Origin of the sequence: Steroidobacter gossypii, from assembly GCF_016801985.1 — a bacterium.
Lineage (GTDB): Bacteria > Pseudomonadota > Gammaproteobacteria > Steroidobacterales > Steroidobacteraceae > Steroidobacter > Steroidobacter gossypii.
Genome location: NZ_JAEVLS010000002.1, coordinates 758,315 through 775,023, shown reverse-complemented (window position 1 = coordinate 775,023; position 16,709 = coordinate 758,315). Strand labels below are relative to the sequence as shown.

Annotated in this window: 13 protein-coding genes; 5 read left to right on the top strand and 8 right to left on the bottom strand. The window is 61.6% G+C overall.

Annotated features, from left to right (window positions below):
* Window positions 1–111: 111 nt before the first annotated feature.
* The 7 genes from JM946_RS10575 to JM946_RS10545 form a co-directional block, all read right to left on the bottom strand.
* A complete protein-coding gene (locus JM946_RS10575) occupies window positions 112–771 on the bottom strand; it encodes a hypothetical protein (protein WP_203167255.1) in 660 nt (219 codons plus the stop codon).
* Window positions 772–1,023: 252 nt separating this feature from the next.
* Window positions 1,024–1,488 carry a hypothetical protein gene (locus tag JM946_RS10570; protein WP_203167254.1) on the bottom strand — a complete coding sequence of 155 codons (465 nt, stop codon included), beginning with the start codon at window positions 1,486–1,488 and terminating at the stop codon, window positions 1,024–1,026.
* Window positions 1,485–1,667, bottom strand: a complete 183-nt coding sequence (locus JM946_RS31590; RefSeq protein WP_203167253.1) for a helix-turn-helix transcriptional regulator — start codon at window positions 1,665–1,667, stop codon at window positions 1,485–1,487. Before JM946_RS31590 ends, JM946_RS10570 begins: the two co-directional genes overlap by 4 nt.
* Window positions 1,668–1,801: 134 nt before the next feature.
* On the bottom strand, window positions 1,802–2,386 hold the full coding sequence (locus tag JM946_RS10560; RefSeq protein WP_203167252.1) for a helix-turn-helix domain-containing protein: 585 nt from the start codon (window positions 2,384–2,386) through the stop codon (window positions 1,802–1,804).
* Window positions 2,383–3,630: a tyrosine-type recombinase/integrase gene (locus JM946_RS10555; RefSeq protein WP_203167251.1), complete on the bottom strand. Its 1,248-nt coding sequence runs from the start codon at window positions 3,628–3,630 to the stop codon at window positions 2,383–2,385. The genes JM946_RS10560 and JM946_RS10555 overlap by 4 nt, the downstream gene beginning before the upstream one ends.
* A 978-nt stretch (window positions 3,631–4,608) precedes the next feature.
* A complete protein-coding gene (locus tag JM946_RS10550) occupies window positions 4,609–5,181 on the bottom strand; it encodes a hypothetical protein (protein ID WP_203167250.1) in 573 nt (190 codons plus the stop codon).
* Window positions 5,178–5,792: a hypothetical protein gene (locus tag JM946_RS10545; protein ID WP_203167249.1), complete on the bottom strand. Its 615-nt coding sequence runs from the start codon at window positions 5,790–5,792 to the stop codon at window positions 5,178–5,180. The genes JM946_RS10550 and JM946_RS10545 overlap by 4 nt, the downstream gene beginning before the upstream one ends.
* Before the next feature lie 472 nt (window positions 5,793–6,264).
* On the opposite strand from JM946_RS10545, the gene JM946_RS31230 reads away from it, so the two are divergent.
* Both JM946_RS31230 and JM946_RS10535 read left to right on the top strand, forming a co-directional pair.
* Window positions 6,265–10,524, top strand: coding sequence for a hypothetical protein (locus tag JM946_RS31230; protein WP_203167248.1), 4,260 nt, complete (start codon window positions 6,265–6,267; stop codon window positions 10,522–10,524).
* Window positions 10,521–11,036, top strand: coding sequence for a hypothetical protein (locus tag JM946_RS10535; RefSeq protein ID WP_203167247.1), 516 nt, complete (start codon window positions 10,521–10,523; stop codon window positions 11,034–11,036). The genes JM946_RS31230 and JM946_RS10535 overlap by 4 nt, the downstream gene beginning before the upstream one ends.
* 70 nt (window positions 11,037–11,106) lie before the next feature.
* Here the strand turns inward: JM946_RS10535 and JM946_RS10530 are convergent, their stop codons facing one another.
* On the bottom strand, window positions 11,107–11,904 hold the full coding sequence (locus JM946_RS10530) for an alpha/beta hydrolase (RefSeq protein WP_203167246.1): 798 nt from the start codon (window positions 11,902–11,904) through the stop codon (window positions 11,107–11,109).
* Window positions 11,905–12,227: 323 nt separating this feature from the next.
* Between JM946_RS10530 and JM946_RS10525 the strand changes: the two genes are divergently transcribed.
* The 3 genes from JM946_RS10525 (at window position 12,228) to JM946_RS10515 (ending at window position 16,550) form a co-directional block, all read left to right on the top strand.
* The gene (locus JM946_RS10525; protein WP_203167245.1) at window positions 12,228–14,495 is read left to right on the top strand and encodes an OmpA family protein; all 2,268 of its coding nucleotides are present in this window, start codon (window positions 12,228–12,230) and stop codon (window positions 14,493–14,495) included.
* A gap of 107 nt (window positions 14,496–14,602) precedes the next feature.
* Window positions 14,603–16,294 (top strand): LTA synthase family protein, encoded by a 1,692-nt coding sequence (locus JM946_RS10520; RefSeq protein WP_322110934.1) that lies wholly within the window; start codon window positions 14,603–14,605, stop codon window positions 16,292–16,294.
* 112 nt (window positions 16,295–16,406) lie between these two features.
* Window positions 16,407–16,550, top strand: coding sequence for a hypothetical protein (locus JM946_RS10515; RefSeq protein WP_203167243.1), 144 nt, complete (start codon window positions 16,407–16,409; stop codon window positions 16,548–16,550).
* The last annotated feature ends 159 nt before the right edge of the window (window positions 16,551–16,709 follow it).

Genomic DNA, 16,709 nt, shown 5'->3' with positions numbered 1-16,709 from the left:
GGCGTCTATTCAATCACTTGCTTCTGCCTTCGTAACACTCTGGACAAGAAGCGAAGTGTCAGTCTCTGCCCGCCCTTGTAAGCGTTGTGTGCGATGAGCGCCTTACCTTGCTCACTCTTTGGGCCCGTCGATTGCTCCCATGGTTTCCAACGGCGAATCAGCAGAGCCTGCCGCTGACGGCGCTCCAAGGTCCAACCGTTTGCCATCGGTCCCCTCCAATAGTTCGTTCGGCGCAATTTCAGATTCCCGCGCGCGCGAGGCAGCCGGCGACGGTACGTTGTTCACCTGCTGCGGTCCGTGAGCGATGTTGGCTTGGCGCACGAAGGCAACGGACGCGGGATTCTTGATGGCCGCGAGCGTTTCCAGCGTCGCTCGACACTGACTCTGCGCCTTGAGCGCGAGACGCATATAGGTTTCCGCGGACTGCAGATACTGCCCCATGTTGAGCCCCGCCCGGCGCGCCAACTCGTGGAAGAGCGCTTCCAGTGTATGGGCCTGTGCGATCAGCATCGCCTCGGCCCGCTGCAGGTCACCCCTCGTCACCGTGCCAATCTGAGCCGACAGTTCGTCAGCGAGAGTTGTTAGATCCAGCTCGCCCCAAGCTGGCTGAGCGAACGCCTGGATTGTTGCCGCCGCCTTTACGCTCGGCCGCAGTACGACCTTCGAAAGCATCGCGGTTTCCTCGATGCCTGGTTCCGCCGCGATCTTCAGAACGTTACTAGATGTGGCGGCCGGCTTCGACTTACCAGCCTTCCGGTGATCTGCTGCCATAGCTGATTATTCTCTGAAGCCGAGATACGCTCGCCCCGATGAAATGACGAAACCCGAGTGATACGATGCGAATGCGACTCCGCTCCCGTATCACCCGGGCCGGCAGCATCAGTTGCTGAGTGTCGGCCCGTTGCTGCATAGGCCGATTCGGTTTGTCCAAGCGCGGCTCGCAAGCTCCTGAAGCACAAGGCACAAAGAGCATGACAGGCAGGAGCAGGTTCAGGAGTTGGAGCTGGTACTGGCAAGGGAGCATCATTGCGACCTTCCCAGCAGTTCGGCTATCACGCTGTACTGGTTGATCTCGTGGAGATGCTTCTGGTCACGGTTCTTGGTGACGGTGTGCACCCTCACTCGCAAAACCATGTTGGCCAAGCTGGCGATCGGAATCCGGTCACGCCGCACACGCTGCCTCAACGCGACGGACAGCTCACGGACGATATCGCTGCTGTTATAGGCGGCAATGCGTCCTCGGGAGTGAGTCACCCGATACCAGCGAGATAACGTGATGCCGGGGCTCTCAAGAAGCCTGAAGTCGAGGCGAACCTTCTGCTGTGTCTTGCCGAATATCCCGTTGTAGCAAACGTAGCGGATATAGACCGCGTCGTACTCGCCGGGCGAGACGAGGAATAAGCCTGGCTCACCCTCCCCGCGGTTGGAAGGGAGCTTTATGACGTTGGTCATCGCAGGCCGGCGCGCCGCTCCGTGGTCGCGCATCACGCAGCACTCTGCTGTTTGGTCGCCTCGTGACGTTCAATCTCGTCTTTGCGCCAGCGAGTGGTGCCCGGTGAGAGCTGGACGGGCTTGGGCAAGAGATCGCGATTGGTCCATCGCCAGATAGTGGAACGGCTAACGTGGTATCGCTCGGCGAGCTGCGCGTCACTGAGATACTGCTGCACTGTTGGTCACCTCTGCGCACCGTGGCGCGATGAGGAGCCAGACTAGCGTGCGGTGTCTCGCTGCAATAGACGCACGTCCATGCACGAGCGCGCATGTGCGCGGAAATGCGCGTAGGCGCCCCCACGCGCGGTCCTTACGATGGCCTTGAACGACTCAACACGCGACCAATCTGCGAATCGCTCAAGCCCACTTCACGCGAAATTTCCTTGCGCGATTTGCCGGCCGCGTACAGATCATGGATACGGCGGTCTCGTTGAGCATTCCGGGCGCGCCTTCTCTCAGCGCTGACTGCCGTGGCCCTTCGAGTCTTTGTAGCTGCCGACTCGTTGATGGGATCGGGAGGACTGCCGCGTAGATCCGTGGTACGCGGCTCAGTCAGCACGTGAGCCACTGCCATTCCCTTCAGTTCATCCGGAATCTTCCAACCTACCGACAGTGCATAGGCGGCGAACTCGGAAAGACTTACTTCACTGTGCACCGGGTCGTCCAGGCTTACCGCCGTCCGACGAAGCTCCCGGTTTCGCTTAAGCACGAATATACGGTCGTTGAACTCCTCTGACTCCAGGAAAAGATGAGCATCTGCCATCCATCCGTGCGGGTGGTGGTTCACCTTGTCCGGCTCGATATTGAGCGACAAGGCGACGCCCTCCCAGATCTCAACATCTGGCACGAAACGCCACTTGGCCCAGTTCGGGCGCCGATCATCGACCGCTGTCATCGTGACTTAGCCCGCCTGATGGGTACCACCACCTGCGCCGCCGTGCGCGGCACAGTGGTGCAATACTTCGCCCAGTCAGTCATGAGCCGCTGACGTTGGGGCAGCAACTCGTCGCGAGCATATGCGGCCCGAGTGGCATCACTGTTCACATGCGCCAGCGCCAGCTCCGATACTTCATCTGGATATGCCGTCGATGTGCGGCACCAGTCCTTGAACGAACTCCGGAAGCCGTGAGGAACAACATCGAGCCCCATGCGGCGCGTGACGGCACTGAGGCTCATGTCGGAGAGCATCCCGCCACGTGCGGCCGCGAACACGTACGGCGAGCCGTCAAAGCGCGGCAGCGCCTTCAGCAGCTTCAGCGCGGGCTCCGACAACGGGATGCGGTGCTGTTTGCCAGCTTTCATCCGCCCGGCCGGGATAGTCCACAGCTTCGCTTTCAGGTCGATTTCATCCCAGGTGGCGCCTCGGACCTCTCCGGAGCGTGCCGCCGTCAGGATGGCGAACTCCAGTGCTCGGGCGCCCATGCCTTCTCTCTTCCGAAGATCCGCCATGAAGCCGCCGACCTCCTGCCACAGGAGCGCGGGGTGGTGTGCGACCTTCCGAACCTTCGCGGGCTTTGGGAGTGCGTGCTCAAGGTTCCCTTTCCAGCGTGCGGGATTGTCTCCAGTGCGAAACTTGTTAACGGTTGCCCAGGCGAGTACCGACTCGATGCGCTGACGGACGCGCGTCGCGGTCTCGGTCTTCGACGTCCAAATCGGCCCCAGCACCTTCACCAAATGGGGCAAGTCGATCTCAGCGACGGGAACCGAACCCAGGTCCGGAAAAGCGTAGCGATCTAGCGAGTTGATCCAGTCGTCCTTGTGCTTGGAGTTCCGGAACTCGCTCACTTTGGCGATGTGGCAGGCCTTCGCTGCTGCTTCGAAAGTCAGCGCGCGCGCTGTGGCCGCACGTAGTGCCAACGCTGCCGCTTTCTTGGCCTGCCGTGGGTCGATGCCACCTCGGATCTGCTCGCGCGCCTCACGAGCTCTATCACGCGCCTGGGCGAGCCCGATCTCTGGGTACGAACCCAGCCCCAAGTCGGCCCGGTTTTCGCCAATGACTACGCGGAGAATCCAAGACGCTGCCGAATCAGAGGTGACGGCCAGATGAAGCCCAGCGACGCCACCGACAGCGTGAAAGCCCAGCTCTCTGCTCGATCGCTTCACTTCGAGCGCTGATAACTCCCGCGCTTTCTTGGGCATGACCGAACTCTTGACCCCAACGACATACCCAACATAGCATCGGCCATTGGTTGCAACAAGCTGAGACGGGAGAGAACGGGAGACAAGCTGAAGGTCCTAGAAAATTAGGGCTTCATGCAATGAGGTGCGACAGGCTGCTACGTGTCCACGGTGGACGCCGCCTCCACCATCTCCTTTTTCGTCCGAGGACAGTCAAGAAGAACTACCAGTCCTCGGCGGGTTCAGTTGGCTCGCGATGGAGATGAACGCGTACGTCCAATCGCGCTTCGCACAGTCCGTGACGCCCTACTACGACTCCAGCAATCCAGCGAGAGCAGACGGTCGCCGCCGCCATAGATCGGCGCTAGTAACTTCGGCAGTTCCGATATCATCTGGACGATGAGGCAGCAAGAGATAGAGCGCAGGCTTCGCAGAGCGCTCCGATTCCCCCGCGCATGGTTTACCACCGGACTGATGACAGGAGAGCTGATGCATCTTCAGTTCTCCAGCTTGCGAAGACGGTATGGAACCCGCTCCAGGCCAGTAAAATCACCCGAACACTGGCGTTACGGCGCATTTTTGTATTGCCTGCGCAGGGTGAACAACGAGGCAGATTTGAATTCCCTCATGCTGGCAGTGCAAAGCGACCCCGACAGGCCGATGGCGAAAGCAATGATGAGAGAAATCTCGGCGCACCGCTTGTACAGCCAGGTACACACGCTATAGAAACACGTAGTGGGGTGGCGCAGAAGCGCGATATTCACGGCAGGCAGTAGAAAGCAGAAACGTTTCCGCGGAAACGTACTTAGACTCATTTCCCAAATCGCGCGTAAGTCAGACCCGTCGCGCACTCGGAGGATTGCCGCTGCTACCATCGCTTTCGCTATTCGACGGATGGCTAATCGGTTCGCGAAATCTCTGGAAAAGCACGCTCAGATCTGGCTGCGTGCGTTATCCAAGACCCGGCGCGCAGCCGAACTGCGCGCCGGTCAAGTCAGATCAATTGGCGGCCACCGCCTTCTTGAACTCCTCATCCGCGAACAGCTTATCCAGCAGTCGCGAGTACATCTGCGTGTACTGATTGATGGCTTCCGGGATCGCGATCGCGCCGATGAACGATGATTCCCACTCGTGAGTGGCGCTGATCGACTTGTCATAGATGCTCGCGCCGCCGCGAGTGACGACGAATTTGGCGCCGACCGTCGCGTCAGCTTTCGAAAAGCCCGCGGCATTGAGCTCGTTTTGCGTGAGCTGTCCGGTGATCACGGTGCCCGCAGCGGGGTCGTACTTTCCAGCCGAGCGCAGGTCCTGGATGAGGGAGTCCCGGAGGTACGCTGAGAACGAGTTCGCTGACGGAGACTTCAGTGAGCTGCCGCGAACGCTGACGCTCTTGTCGCGTGCAGCCTGCAAAGTGGGAGCCGGCACGAACTCGCCGACTGATGCCGCGGCCATGTTCGATTGGCGCAACGTCTGGACCGTCTCCATGCTTGACTGATGCGCGCCGATCGGGCCGGTGGCACAGCCGGTGAGCGCTAAAGCGGCCAGCAGCACCAATAGATATTTCGCGCTCATGAAGCCTCCTGCGGGCCGAACACCGGATCGGCGGAAAGATGCTTCAGCCCCTCTAGGACGATCTGGCGTGTCATCGTGTGTACGGCTTCTTCGAGGTTCTTGGCCTTGATGCCGTTAGGCGGCGCGCCCTTCGCTCCCATGGTTGCGTGGATCGCATGACGACTGGTGGTGGTGACCTTGTTGGTCGCCCCCGGCGGCAGATATTCCATTGTGCAGATGTAGCCGTCCGTGACGGCGCTGCCGACCAGGCCGAAAGTCAGGCCGGTCGCGAAGCCCTTGGCCGCCGCGTCGCCCTGATCGGTGATGGGAACGTTGTTGATGGTCACGCTGAGGATCGCGCCGCTGAGTGACGGATCGGGGCCTAGCGTGGCAAACAGGCCCGACGCGGTAATCACCTCGGTCACATCTTTCTTCAAGATGTCAGTCGCCTTCGCGTTTGCCGTGCCCTTGCTCTGGAATTGAAACAACAGCTGGACATCTGTGGGGCGCGCCGGCTTACGAACGTCCGCGACGCTCGCCTTCTGCAGCCCGCCGTCGACGTAGGCCGTCACGCAGCCGCTGGTAGAGAACGCGATGAAAGTTACAGCCGCGCAGATGCGCAGCACCCGCATGAGGCGCCTTCCCATCAACATGTTTCAACTCCCTGCGAGCATTCCGCCCGCTCTCTTGTTAGTTATCTAAGGACCGCTGAGATGATCGTGAGGGCCGCCTTTTGTTTGTATTGGCGCCTCGGCTCGAAGATTGACAGAAGTACTTCCAGGGGGCAAGAAATGCGCCGGCGTCCGCGTTAGATCTTTTCCGGCCGCTTTCGTCTACGACGGTCGGCGGGTGCATTTCCGTGTGATCGATGCTCGGCCAGTCAGATCCGGAATCGCCGCGGCGTTCAAGCGAAATTGGCGCCGCCGCGATCCACTCCTCCCGGAGCTCCGCTGGCGCTTCAAAACATCTAACGCGCGGCCACACTGAGGCAGATGTATCGGCCGCATTATGTCGTTATACATTCGCTCGAACGGCCGATCCAGCCCGCTGATACACTTGCAGCATAAGGTTCGGAACGCCAACAAAACATAAGGGTCAGCGGGCGTGCATAAACAAGTATCACGTTGGGTGATAGCGGGACTGTTGTGTCTGCTCGCAGCGGGCTGCGGCGGAGGCGGAGGTGGTGGTGGTAACGGCGGTGGCCCCGGCAATCCGCCACCTGTGGACACGACCCCCAACGCATTCGAATTCCAAAAAGTCGGCAATGCGACGCGCGGCTCATCGGTCACCTCCCACAGCGTGACCATCACCGGCATTTCGGCGCCGGTCCCGATCAGCATCACGGAGGGCGAATACTCCATCAACGGCGGAGCCTTCACCAGCAGCGCCGGAACGATCAGCGAAGGCCAGTCACTCACGATTCGCGCACGCGTCTCGACGGACTACTCGCGCGCAACGGTGGTTCGTCTCACCGTGGGTTCCGCAACCGTCGAGTTCGAAGTGGTCTCGGAAGTGCCCGACTACGTTCCCGACAGCGTGGCGTTCGACGGCCAGGACGTCATCTACCTGTTGAACAACAGCTACGGCCTGGTGTTCCGCTGGTCGCTCAACGAAGAGCGCTATCTGGATGCCTATGTCGTCGGCTCCAATGGCCCGACGCCGGCCAAGATGGCGTATTCGAGCGCTCATCAGCGCCTGTACCTCGGCCTCAACACCGGCGCCATCCAGTACATCGATGTGACTTCGGACAGCAAAGCGCTTGTTCCGTTCGCGAACGTATCGGGCACGGGCGGTCTGGTGGCCGTTGGCAACTATCTGCTCGCCCAGAGCCCAGGCAGCCCACACACTGTGCTCGATGCCTCCGGCCGCGTGACGAACCAGGGCGGCAGCTGGTATTCGAGCTACCCCTCACGGGAATACGCATGGGACCCGTCCACCTCGCGCGTGTACTTCTTCCGGGACCACACCAGCCCGAATGACCTGCACTTTGAAGTCATCGATCAGGCGACGGGCCAGATCACCTCCGCGGGGGAAACGCCCTATCACGGCGCCTACTCGATTCAACCGCCGATTCGCGTCTCGAACGGCGGCCAGCACGTTCTGCTCGGCAGTGGCGACATCTATAACCAGAACGGCCTGACCTGGATCGCCTCGTTGGGCTCGCAGATCACCGATGCGCGCTGGTTCGCCGATGGATCATTGGTGACGCTGGCGAGCGCGGACAACCAGACCACGCTGCGTCGTCTGAGCGGCGAGCGCCTGACGAATGTCGAACAGCGGACCTACCCCGGCCAAGGCGTTCGCATCGTAGGCACGGACGCGAAGATGGCGGTGATCGTCGTAAACGGCGAGGCGGTTCGCATCAGCATCTACGTTCCGAATGACGACAGCGATGGCGACGGCGTGACCAATACGCAGGATGCCTTTCCGCTCGATGCCGCCGCCTCCGTCGACACCGATCGCGACGGTTATCCCGACGCCTGGAACGCCGGCCGCACTCAGAGCGATAGCACCACGGGCCTGACGCTCGACGCCTACCCGCAGGACTCGGCCTGCTACCTCGGCTCGCATGGCGACGGAGTGAACTGCGACTACGGCGCCACCATCCCCAGCTACGCGCCGGATCAGGTGGTCAGCCACGGCGATACCATTTACCTGTTGAGCACCGCCAATAAACGCGTGTATCGCTGGTCGATCGCGAGCGGGCGTTATCTCAATCCGTTCGTGGTGGGCATCAACCAGGGCTTCGGCGTTATTGCGCCGACCAAGATGGTGTACTCGAGCTCGCATGAGCGCTTGTATCTCGGGTACACCACCGGCGCGATCAGGTACATCGATGTGGCCGCCGGCAACGGAGCAGAAGTCGAGTTTGCCAACACGGCGAGGGCTGTCGACGGCCTGGCGGCCGCGGGCAACTACGTCATGGCGCAGGATGGCAGCGGCGCATGGGCGACGCACTATGTGTTCAGTAGTACCGGCGCCCTCGTGGCCAACGCGGATTGGAACTACTACTCCAGGGAGTACGCATGGGATCCAACAACTTCGCGCGTCTATTTCTTCAGCGACGGCATCAGCCCGAATGATTTGCACTACGAAGTCATCGACCAGAGCAACGGCCAGATCACTTCCGAGGGTGAGACGCCCTATCACGGCTCGTACAACATTCAGCCGCCGATCCGCGTGTCCGCGAACGGTCAGTATGTCCTGCTCGGCAGCGGGGATATCTACAATCAGAACGGGTTGACGTGGGCAGGCTCGATCGGCATGCAGGTTGCCGACGCGCGCTGGTTTGCGGACGGCTCGCTGGTGACACTGACGAGCGCGTCCAACCAGACGGTGCTGCGTCGATTGGGCGCCAATCTGCATACGCTCGAGCAACTGACCTTCACCGGCCAGGCGCTGCGTATCTTAGGCTCGGATACACGCATGGCGCTGCTCGTCGTCAACAACGGCGCCGTGGAGTTCCATATCTACGTGCCCAGCGACGATAGCGACGGCGACGGCGTTCCGAACACCTCGGACGCCTTCCCGCTCGATCGCGCCGCCTCGGTCGATACCGATCGCGACGGCCATCCCGACGCGTGGAACGCGGGCCGAACGCAAAGCGACAGCACGACGGGATTGACCCTGGACGCTTATCCGCATGACGCGGCCTGCTATCTTCTCTCCCACGGCGATGGCGTGAACTGCGACTACAGCGCCACCATCCCGAACTACGTGCCGGATCAAGTCGTAACTCATGGCGACACGATCTATCTGCTCAGCAGCGCCAATCGACGCGTCTATCGCTGGTCGATGGCCTCGGGCGCGTACCTGAATCCCTATCTGGTCGGCCTCGACCAGGGCTTCACCACGCTCGCGCCGACCAAGATGGCCTACTCGAGCGCGCATCAGCGTCTGTATCTCGGCTACAGCACCGGCGCGATTCGTTATATCGATTTGAATTCGAGCAGCGGAATCGAGACGCCGTACGTGAACCTAGCGATGGGCGTCGGCGGCCTCGTCTCTGTCGGCAACTATATGCTGGCCCAGGATCCCAGCGGCGCGTGGGCCACCCATTATGTGATCGACCAGAGTGGCGCCATCGTGGATCGGGCCGACTGGAATCAAGTGTCGCGCGATTACGCCTGGGATCCCGTCAGCTCGCGCGTGTATTTTTTCCGGGATGGCATGAGCCCGAATGATCTGCACTACGAAGTCATCGACCAGGCCACCGGCGCAATCACCTCGGCCGGTGAGACGCCGTATCACGGCGACTTCCCGAGTCAAGTTCCGATCCGCACCTCGGGGGATGGCAAATACGTGGTGTTGGGCAGCGGCGATCTCTTTTTCCAGCAGACCATGCGATTCGCGGCCTCGCTGGGCCGCTCGATCAAGGACGCGCGCTGGCTCGACAATCTGCTGATCGACCTCGACGTCAATGACCGGGTGGAGATCCGAGATGCGCAAAGCTTCGCCGTACTCGCCAGCTACCAGTATGCAGGCCAGCCCGTCGCGCTGACATTCGGAGCCACGGAGGCTTATCTGGTGCATGTGGTGAATGGCGCGACAGCGTTCGTGAGATTGCCCTTCTACGATCAGGACAGCGACACGCTGCCGCGCTGGTGGGAGCAGTTGTACGGGCTGAGCGATTCGAACCCTGCGGATGCGCTGTTGGATCTGGACGGCGACGGCGTCAGCAACCAAACGGAATATCAACATCACTCGAGCCCGGCGCTGATTGACACCGATGGCGACGGCCTGACCGATCAGCAGGAGATCGTCAGCCACTCCACCAACCCGTCGCATATCGACAGCGATGGCGACGGGCTCGATGACTACGCCGAAGTCATCACGCACCTGACCGACCCCTGGGACCGGGACACCGACGGCCATAGCTTCAACGACCTGGACGAAGTTCTCTATGGCGGCGATCCCGCCGATCCGGCCGCATTACCCCAGCCATTGACCAGCTACAGCGAGTCCTTCGAGAACGACCCGGCCCTCGCCGCCTGGGCGACGCCGGCTCTGAGTAACGCCGGCTGGGCTATCGATCCGACCACCGCCTGGCACGGCTCGGCGAGCTACAAGAGCGCAACGATCCCCGGCAACAATCAGATCGTCAGCACGCGCTTCAGAGGTTACTTCGTGGCCGGGCAACTGAGCTTCCAGGCCAAGGTCGACGCCCACGGTTGCTGTAGCAGGTTGTCTGTCTTCCTCGACGGAACCGCAGTGGGCAGCGCCCCCGGCGGTAATCAGTGGAATCTGGTGACCATCACAGTGCCGGCGGGGCTGCACGACATCGAGTTCCGCTACGTGAAAGAGATTCACTACGACGTCAGTGGCGACGCCTGGATCGACAATCTGATGTTCACTGCGCAATGAACAAGCCGACCCTTTACGGAACGATCGCTCTCGGGGCGATCATCGCCGGCGCGCTCTATCTGAACTCGGCGGACCGTAACACCGAGGCGCCCGCATCGACTCCTCAAGCGGGCTCGGCCTCACTGGCTCCGAATGTGCGCTCCGATGCGACTTCATCGGGCGGCACCTTCGCGCCGCCCGACCCCGTTGGACAATCACGACACGACTCGACGCCGCCAGCGGACCCGAGGCTCGCGGCGCTGGCCGTCTCTCCCGCCAACGACCTGCTGGAATTCGTCACGGATGGCAGCGGCAAGGTGATCGCTGAAATCGACAAGGATCCCGCGAGCATCAGCTTCAAGAAACCTTTGCGCGAGTACACGTATGCCGGCGAGCGCATCATCGGTGTGACCGTCTACCGCTACCTGCCCGACCACGTCGAGATCAGCCGAACCCGCGTAGCATACAAACCCGACGGCAGCGTCGATGAGTTTGCACAGACGACGAGCTATAGCGACTCTGCTATGAACTAGCTCGTTTCATCTGTCGTCCGCATGATTTCGCAGGCCCTCCGGGCCGCGCGCGATTCGCGAACCAACCACCTCACGACTTTTGCTTCATCTTCAGCGCTGCTTCTTTGGCGGCACGCTCGATCGTGCCGGCGACCACCTTGGGTTGTGTCATGAAGACCGCATGGCTGGCCGACACCTTGGTGATGTTCGCTCCGATGCGTTCCGCCATATGGATCAGCATCGCCTGGTCGAATGCCTTGTCCTCGGTGGCGATCACTGCCCAGCTGGGCTTGGTTCGCCAGGCTGCATTCTTGAGCCTGGTTTCGAACACCGACATGTTGATCGGCACCTGCGAATCGCGCATGAACGCCGCATCCGCGTCGCTCACGTCGTGGGCAAAGCCGGCTTTGAACTTCTCCAGGCTCAGATAGCCGAAGCCGTTCTTGTGCGTTTCGATCACGAACTCAGGTGTGGCTGCGAAGCCCTGATACTGCTGTGCCGTCGACTCGCCGGCATCGGGCGCGAGCGCGGAAACGTAGACCAGGCCCACTACATTCTTGTGCGTGCCCGCTTCGGTGATGACCGTTCCTCCCCACGAATGGCCGACGAGAATGGTGGGGCCGTTCTGGCGATCGAGTGCAGCGTCGGTTGCCGCAACGTCATCGGCCAGCGAAGTGAGCGGGTTCTGCACGATGGTGACGCGGTAACCTTTCTTGGTGAGCTCGTCATAGACCCCGCGCCAGCCGGAGCCGTCCGCAAACGCGCCATGCACCAGCACGACGTTCTTCGCCGGACTTCCGCTGGACGTCGCGGATGGTGACTGCGCGTGCGCTGTGGTATTGAGCGCAGCCGCTGCAACGACGGCCGCAAGGATGGGTGTGTTCTTCATGACGCTTCTCCGCCGAAAAAGTGGCTATGGAGATGCCATGGTCGAGAACTCCCGTTGAATCATCTTGTACGAGCGGGACGCGGCTGGAATCAGCGTGCCCAGAACTGCATCGGAAACAATCCCGGCGAACCAGCGCTTGAGTCATGGGGTGGCACTGAACGCTCCTCCATGCGGGAGATATGTACTCAACGTCGCCGCGACGTTTGATCAATCGGAATCCATCGGGTGATGAATTCGATCCTATCTAAGTGGAGAATGCGAATCGGCTCGGCCCCCGGCCGAGGTGGTACGCTTTGTGCCCGATACCCAGCCGATCCACCAGCATGACGGGAGCAAACGACGAAAGCCCGGCGCCCGCCGGCGGCGACGCCGGTCGGGGCCGCAAGGCGGCCTGGTATGCGCTCGCTGTGATTGCGTCAGCAGCCGGAGTGCTGCTGCTGTGGGCCATGTTCTGGCCGGCGGACGAATGCGACCGACCGAGTTGCGCGCGCCAGCGCTATTCGGTGGCGCTGGAGATCGATGCGCTGGGGCAGGTCGAGCCCATCAGTTTCGAGGTGGCCGAGACCGACAATCCGGTGTCGCTCGAATCCATCATGCGAGGCGGCGGCATCGAGCTGATACCCGGCGTGGACCAGACCGGGCTGCCCTATGATCCGGAAAGCGGCCCGCTCGATCGGGCCGACCTGTTCCAGTTCGTCACGGCCTGGCGCAGCAACCCCACGCAAGGCGTGGACGCCTCGCTGTATGCGTTGTTCGTGAATTCGTTGATCGCCGACAATGGCGAGGAATTGTTCGGGATCATGTTCGATACCGCGGGCCGCGAGGGTTTCGCCGTCGCACCGAGGACCACCGAGCGATTCTTCCGCGAACATGCGCCAACCCTCATCGGCACTCTGCAGCTAAGGACCTTCGTGCACGAGTTGTTGCACGCATTGAACAGGGACCACGCGGATGCCGCCCAGATGCTGGATGGGCGCCTGACGCTGGAAGCCCCCACCCGCTGCATCTCGGAGCAGCAAAAGCGTGGCTGGCGCCTGATCGAGCCACCGCTGATGGAACTAAGCCCGCAGACCATCCGTTTTTTTCAAACCGCGGCTCCGCGCGAAGTGCTGCCGGGGCCCGACAATTCCCCGTTTGCACATCGGCGGGTGTCACCCACCGAGTGCGAGGACGTGCGGGAGCAGGTTCCCGCGCTGGAGGACCGTTCACGCTGGGGAGTGGCGATGCGCAGGTTGAAGAGATTGATGCTGCTGCCCACAGCCGCGGCGGCAGAGCCCGATGCGAATACGGAACAAGACGAAGAAGTCCCGTTCGCTGAAATCCGCTTGCAAGCCCAGCCGGCGCCCTATCCGCTGGGCTATCCGGTCGGAGTGCGGGTGATGGTGACGAACCGCGGCGAGGAGGCGCTGCCCATCGTGGGGCGATTGAACCCCCGCTATGGCATGTTGACGTTCGACTATCGCGAGGCCGGCGCTGAAGAATGGCAGACACTGCAACCCATGAGCTTCTTCGAGCCCACCAACGATGAGGACGCCCTGCTGCCGCCGGGCGCGCAGACCGAGCAAACCGTTCCTGTCTATTACGGTCAGGATGGCTGGACCTTTCCGGCCCCCGGCGACTATCAACTTCGCGCGCGCCTGCAACTCGGACCGTCAGAAAGAGAAATCATGAGCGAGCCGCTGCAGATTTCCGTCACCGCTCCCACGACGGACCAAGACCGCGAAGCACTCCAACCGTTGCTGGACGCCGACGGCCAACTGGCAAATGACATCGGCCGCCTGTTGTATTTCGGTGGGCGCATCGGGGAGCGCGATGACATCGCGCCGCTGGAGATGACGGCACAACAGTTTGGCCATACGGCCCTGGGCGCGGCCATGCGCCTGACGCTGCTGTCGCATCGCTTGCGCAAGCCGATCGATCCCGCCACCGGGCTGCGGCCACCGCCAGACTTCGAGCAGGCTCGTCAGCTTCTGGAGGACACGTGCACCGACAGTGGTGTCGCAGCCATGACGTCGGACGTGCTGGAGCAGAGGCAACGCTCGCTGCCCTCTTCTCTCCAGCGACGCGCCGAAACCGATGCCGCGGCCTGGGATGGAACGACATCCGCACAGACGCCGTTGGCGACCTACTCGGACCCTTTGCTGGTGCGCCAAGGCCCCTCGCTGCATTTCTGTTTCAATGAGGCGGGGCTGCGTGCACCGGTTCGTCGAGCGACTTCAAAGCTTGCACAACGCTTGCGCCAGGCGCGGCCCGCGCGAATCGTCGTGGTCGGCCACAGCGACTCCGTGGGAACCTGCCGTTATAACGAAACGCTCGCATTGAAACGCGCTCGCGAAGTGCGACGGACGCTCATTTCTTCCGGCCTGCGCCGCGTGCCGATCGAAGTCGTCAGCGTCGGCGAACGCAGGCCGATGAGCTTCGCCGCCGCGAGCGAGGCGCAGCAGTTGAATCGACGCGTCGAGATTCTGATGGAGGGAGAATTTGACCAGGAGCTCGCGGACGAACCCGTGATCCCGAAGTGTCCGACGCACGCTCCCAAACCAGCTGACCTCACTGCCACGAATACGACGCCAGCCAGCCATCGCCCGTGAACCGTTACGAAACAAACTCCAACCCTGCTTCCGCGGCACTCCATCCAGGATCGGTTTGGTCAAGCGGTGCGATCAAGTACGCCCTGTGGATCACGCCATTGGCGTACGTGCTGCTGCTGTGCTGGCTCGACCCGGCCCTGCCCTGGCCATTGACCTTGTCGACACCACGCATCTGGGGGCTGGCCGCGCTGAACTTGTTACCCGTGCTGATTCTCAATGCCGCCTTCCTGGTGATCACGCGACGGCTTCTTCTGTCAAACTGGCTGACCGTCCTCGCATTGGGCGCCGTGTACTTCGTCAACCATCTGAAGATGCAGGAGCTGGCCACGCCGTTGCTGCCCGACGACTTTCGTTTCTTGAAAACACTCGGCGTGAGCTACTCGTTCTTCGCGCAGTATCTCGCCAGCTCACGAATGCAGCTGTGTTTTGCCATCCTGACATTGTCCGTGACGCTGTTGCTGGTCCGCAGGGAGCCGACCATCGAGTTCTTGAAAGGTCGTTCGCGTGGAGCGATCGCATTGGCGGCAGTTGTTCTGGCGATTTCGCTCGCCCACGGCAGCGCTCCGTGGAAAGTGATTTACAACGCCGGCAATCTGGAGTTCGAGCCGTGGGCGCCTCGCGACAGCGCTGCGCGCACGGGCATCATCACCAACATGCTGCTGTTCTATTGGGAGTTGGCCGACGACTCGCCAGATTCAGTCAACCTCGAGCAAGCGCGTCGCGTCCTTCACGATCGCAGCCTGCTCGCTCCGCTGCCCGTTGCAGCGGTGGAGCGAACCGAACTTCCCGACATCATCATCTTCCAGAGTGAATCGCTGTTCGACCCGAGCCGTCTCGCCGGCGTCGACTACGATGCCCTTCCACGCTTGCGCGCCGCCATGAGCCGCGGCTGGTCCGGGAATCTGCATGTCCCGACGTTCGGCGGCGGCACGATTCGAACCGAGTTCGAGGTGCTCACCGGATTGCCGCTCGCCGCGTTCGCACGCGTGAGATATCCCTATCTGCAGCTCAGGCGCTCGGAGATTCCCGGCTTGGTGCGCGAATTGAAAGCGCGCGACTATCGAACGTTGGCGCTCCATCCCAACGGCGGCGCGTTCTGGAATCGCAACGACGCGTTCCGAGCCATGGGCTTCGACCGCTTCATCAATGGCCCGGCTTTCGATGGCGCCGAGCGCCATGGTCACTATGTGAGCGATGCAGCGCTGGTAGAGCGCGTCATGGCGGAGATGGACGACGATGGCGCGCCGCAGATGATCATGGCGATCAGCATCCAGAATCACGGCCCCTATGACGATGTGCCACTGGCGTCGAATGAGCGACCCGAGATTCAAATCGCCGGGTTGGATGCTACGACACAGTCGGCTCTGCAAACTTATATGGCCATGGTTCAGGCCACCGACCAGCAGCTTGCCCGGTTGATCGATTTCGTCGAATCGCGGCAGCGCCGAACGCTATTGCTCGTCTACAGCGATCATATGCCGCCGCTCAATCGAGTGTTTGCGCAAGTGCCGTTCCAGAATGGCAGGCGGCCTGAAGAACAGGCCGTGCCGTGGCTGCTCCTCGACAACGGCTCCGACGAAGTGCGCACCGACGATCACCCATCGTGGTTCCTGCCGGCTGTCGTGCTCGAACGCGCAGGCATCCGCGACGTCGCGTATTTCAACCTTCTGCAAGAAATCCGGCGCCAGGAAGTTTGGAACTGCAGCTGCGACGCCCCGAGCGAGACAACGACCGCGCTCGCGCACCTACGCTACTTCGATCAGATCGAGTCCGCGATGGCGTCCGACGAACTGCTGTAATCCAAACCCGCCTCCGCACAGGCAATCTGAAATCGATCTGCTCGTACATTGCTTGACAATAAATGCCTCGTCCGTTGAGATCGGCGACGCGTAACGCACAAGGAGGTTCGCCATGCAGGTCAACGAGATGTCGCTCGAGCAGCCACTGGAGCTCGGTACCGTCACTGAAGAAACAAAGGGTATCGGCGGTCGCGATCACGAATTCAACCCCGCGGGCTGCGAAGCAAACAAGACGTGGTGGGGCAACGAGTGTTGATGGGCCGGTAACGAACCGAACGTGTGCGGCGCTCGAGCGCCGCCCGCGTCGCCATGCAACCGCCGCTTTACCTGCAGCCGCACATCTTCATCTGCAGCGTTCCCGATGTGGTCCTGCTCGACCTCAAGCGGAATCGGTATCTCGCACTTCCCAGGCACC

Coding starts and splice junctions, on each gene's coding strand:
- JM946_RS10575 (WP_203167255.1), bottom strand. CDS start 771: ATGGCAGCAGATCACCGGAAGGCTGGTAAGTCGAAGCCGGCCGCCACA.
- JM946_RS10560 (WP_203167252.1), bottom strand. CDS start 2,386: ATGACAGCGGTCGATGATCGGCGCCCGAACTGGGCCAAGTGGCGTTTC.
- JM946_RS10555 (WP_203167251.1), bottom strand. CDS start 3,630: ATGCCCAAGAAAGCGCGGGAGTTATCAGCGCTCGAAGTGAAGCGATCG.
- JM946_RS10550 (WP_203167250.1), bottom strand. CDS start 5,181: ATGAGCGCGAAATATCTATTGGTGCTGCTGGCCGCTTTAGCGCTCACC.
- JM946_RS10545 (WP_203167249.1), bottom strand. CDS start 5,792: ATGCGGGTGCTGCGCATCTGCGCGGCTGTAACTTTCATCGCGTTCTCT.
- JM946_RS10535 (WP_203167247.1), top strand. CDS start 10,521: ATGAACAAGCCGACCCTTTACGGAACGATCGCTCTCGGGGCGATCATC.
- JM946_RS10530 (WP_203167246.1), bottom strand. CDS start 11,904: ATGAAGAACACACCCATCCTTGCGGCCGTCGTTGCAGCGGCTGCGCTC.
- JM946_RS10525 (WP_203167245.1), top strand. CDS start 12,228: ATGACGGGAGCAAACGACGAAAGCCCGGCGCCCGCCGGCGGCGACGCC.
- JM946_RS10515 (WP_203167243.1), top strand. CDS start 16,407: ATGCAGGTCAACGAGATGTCGCTCGAGCAGCCACTGGAGCTCGGTACC.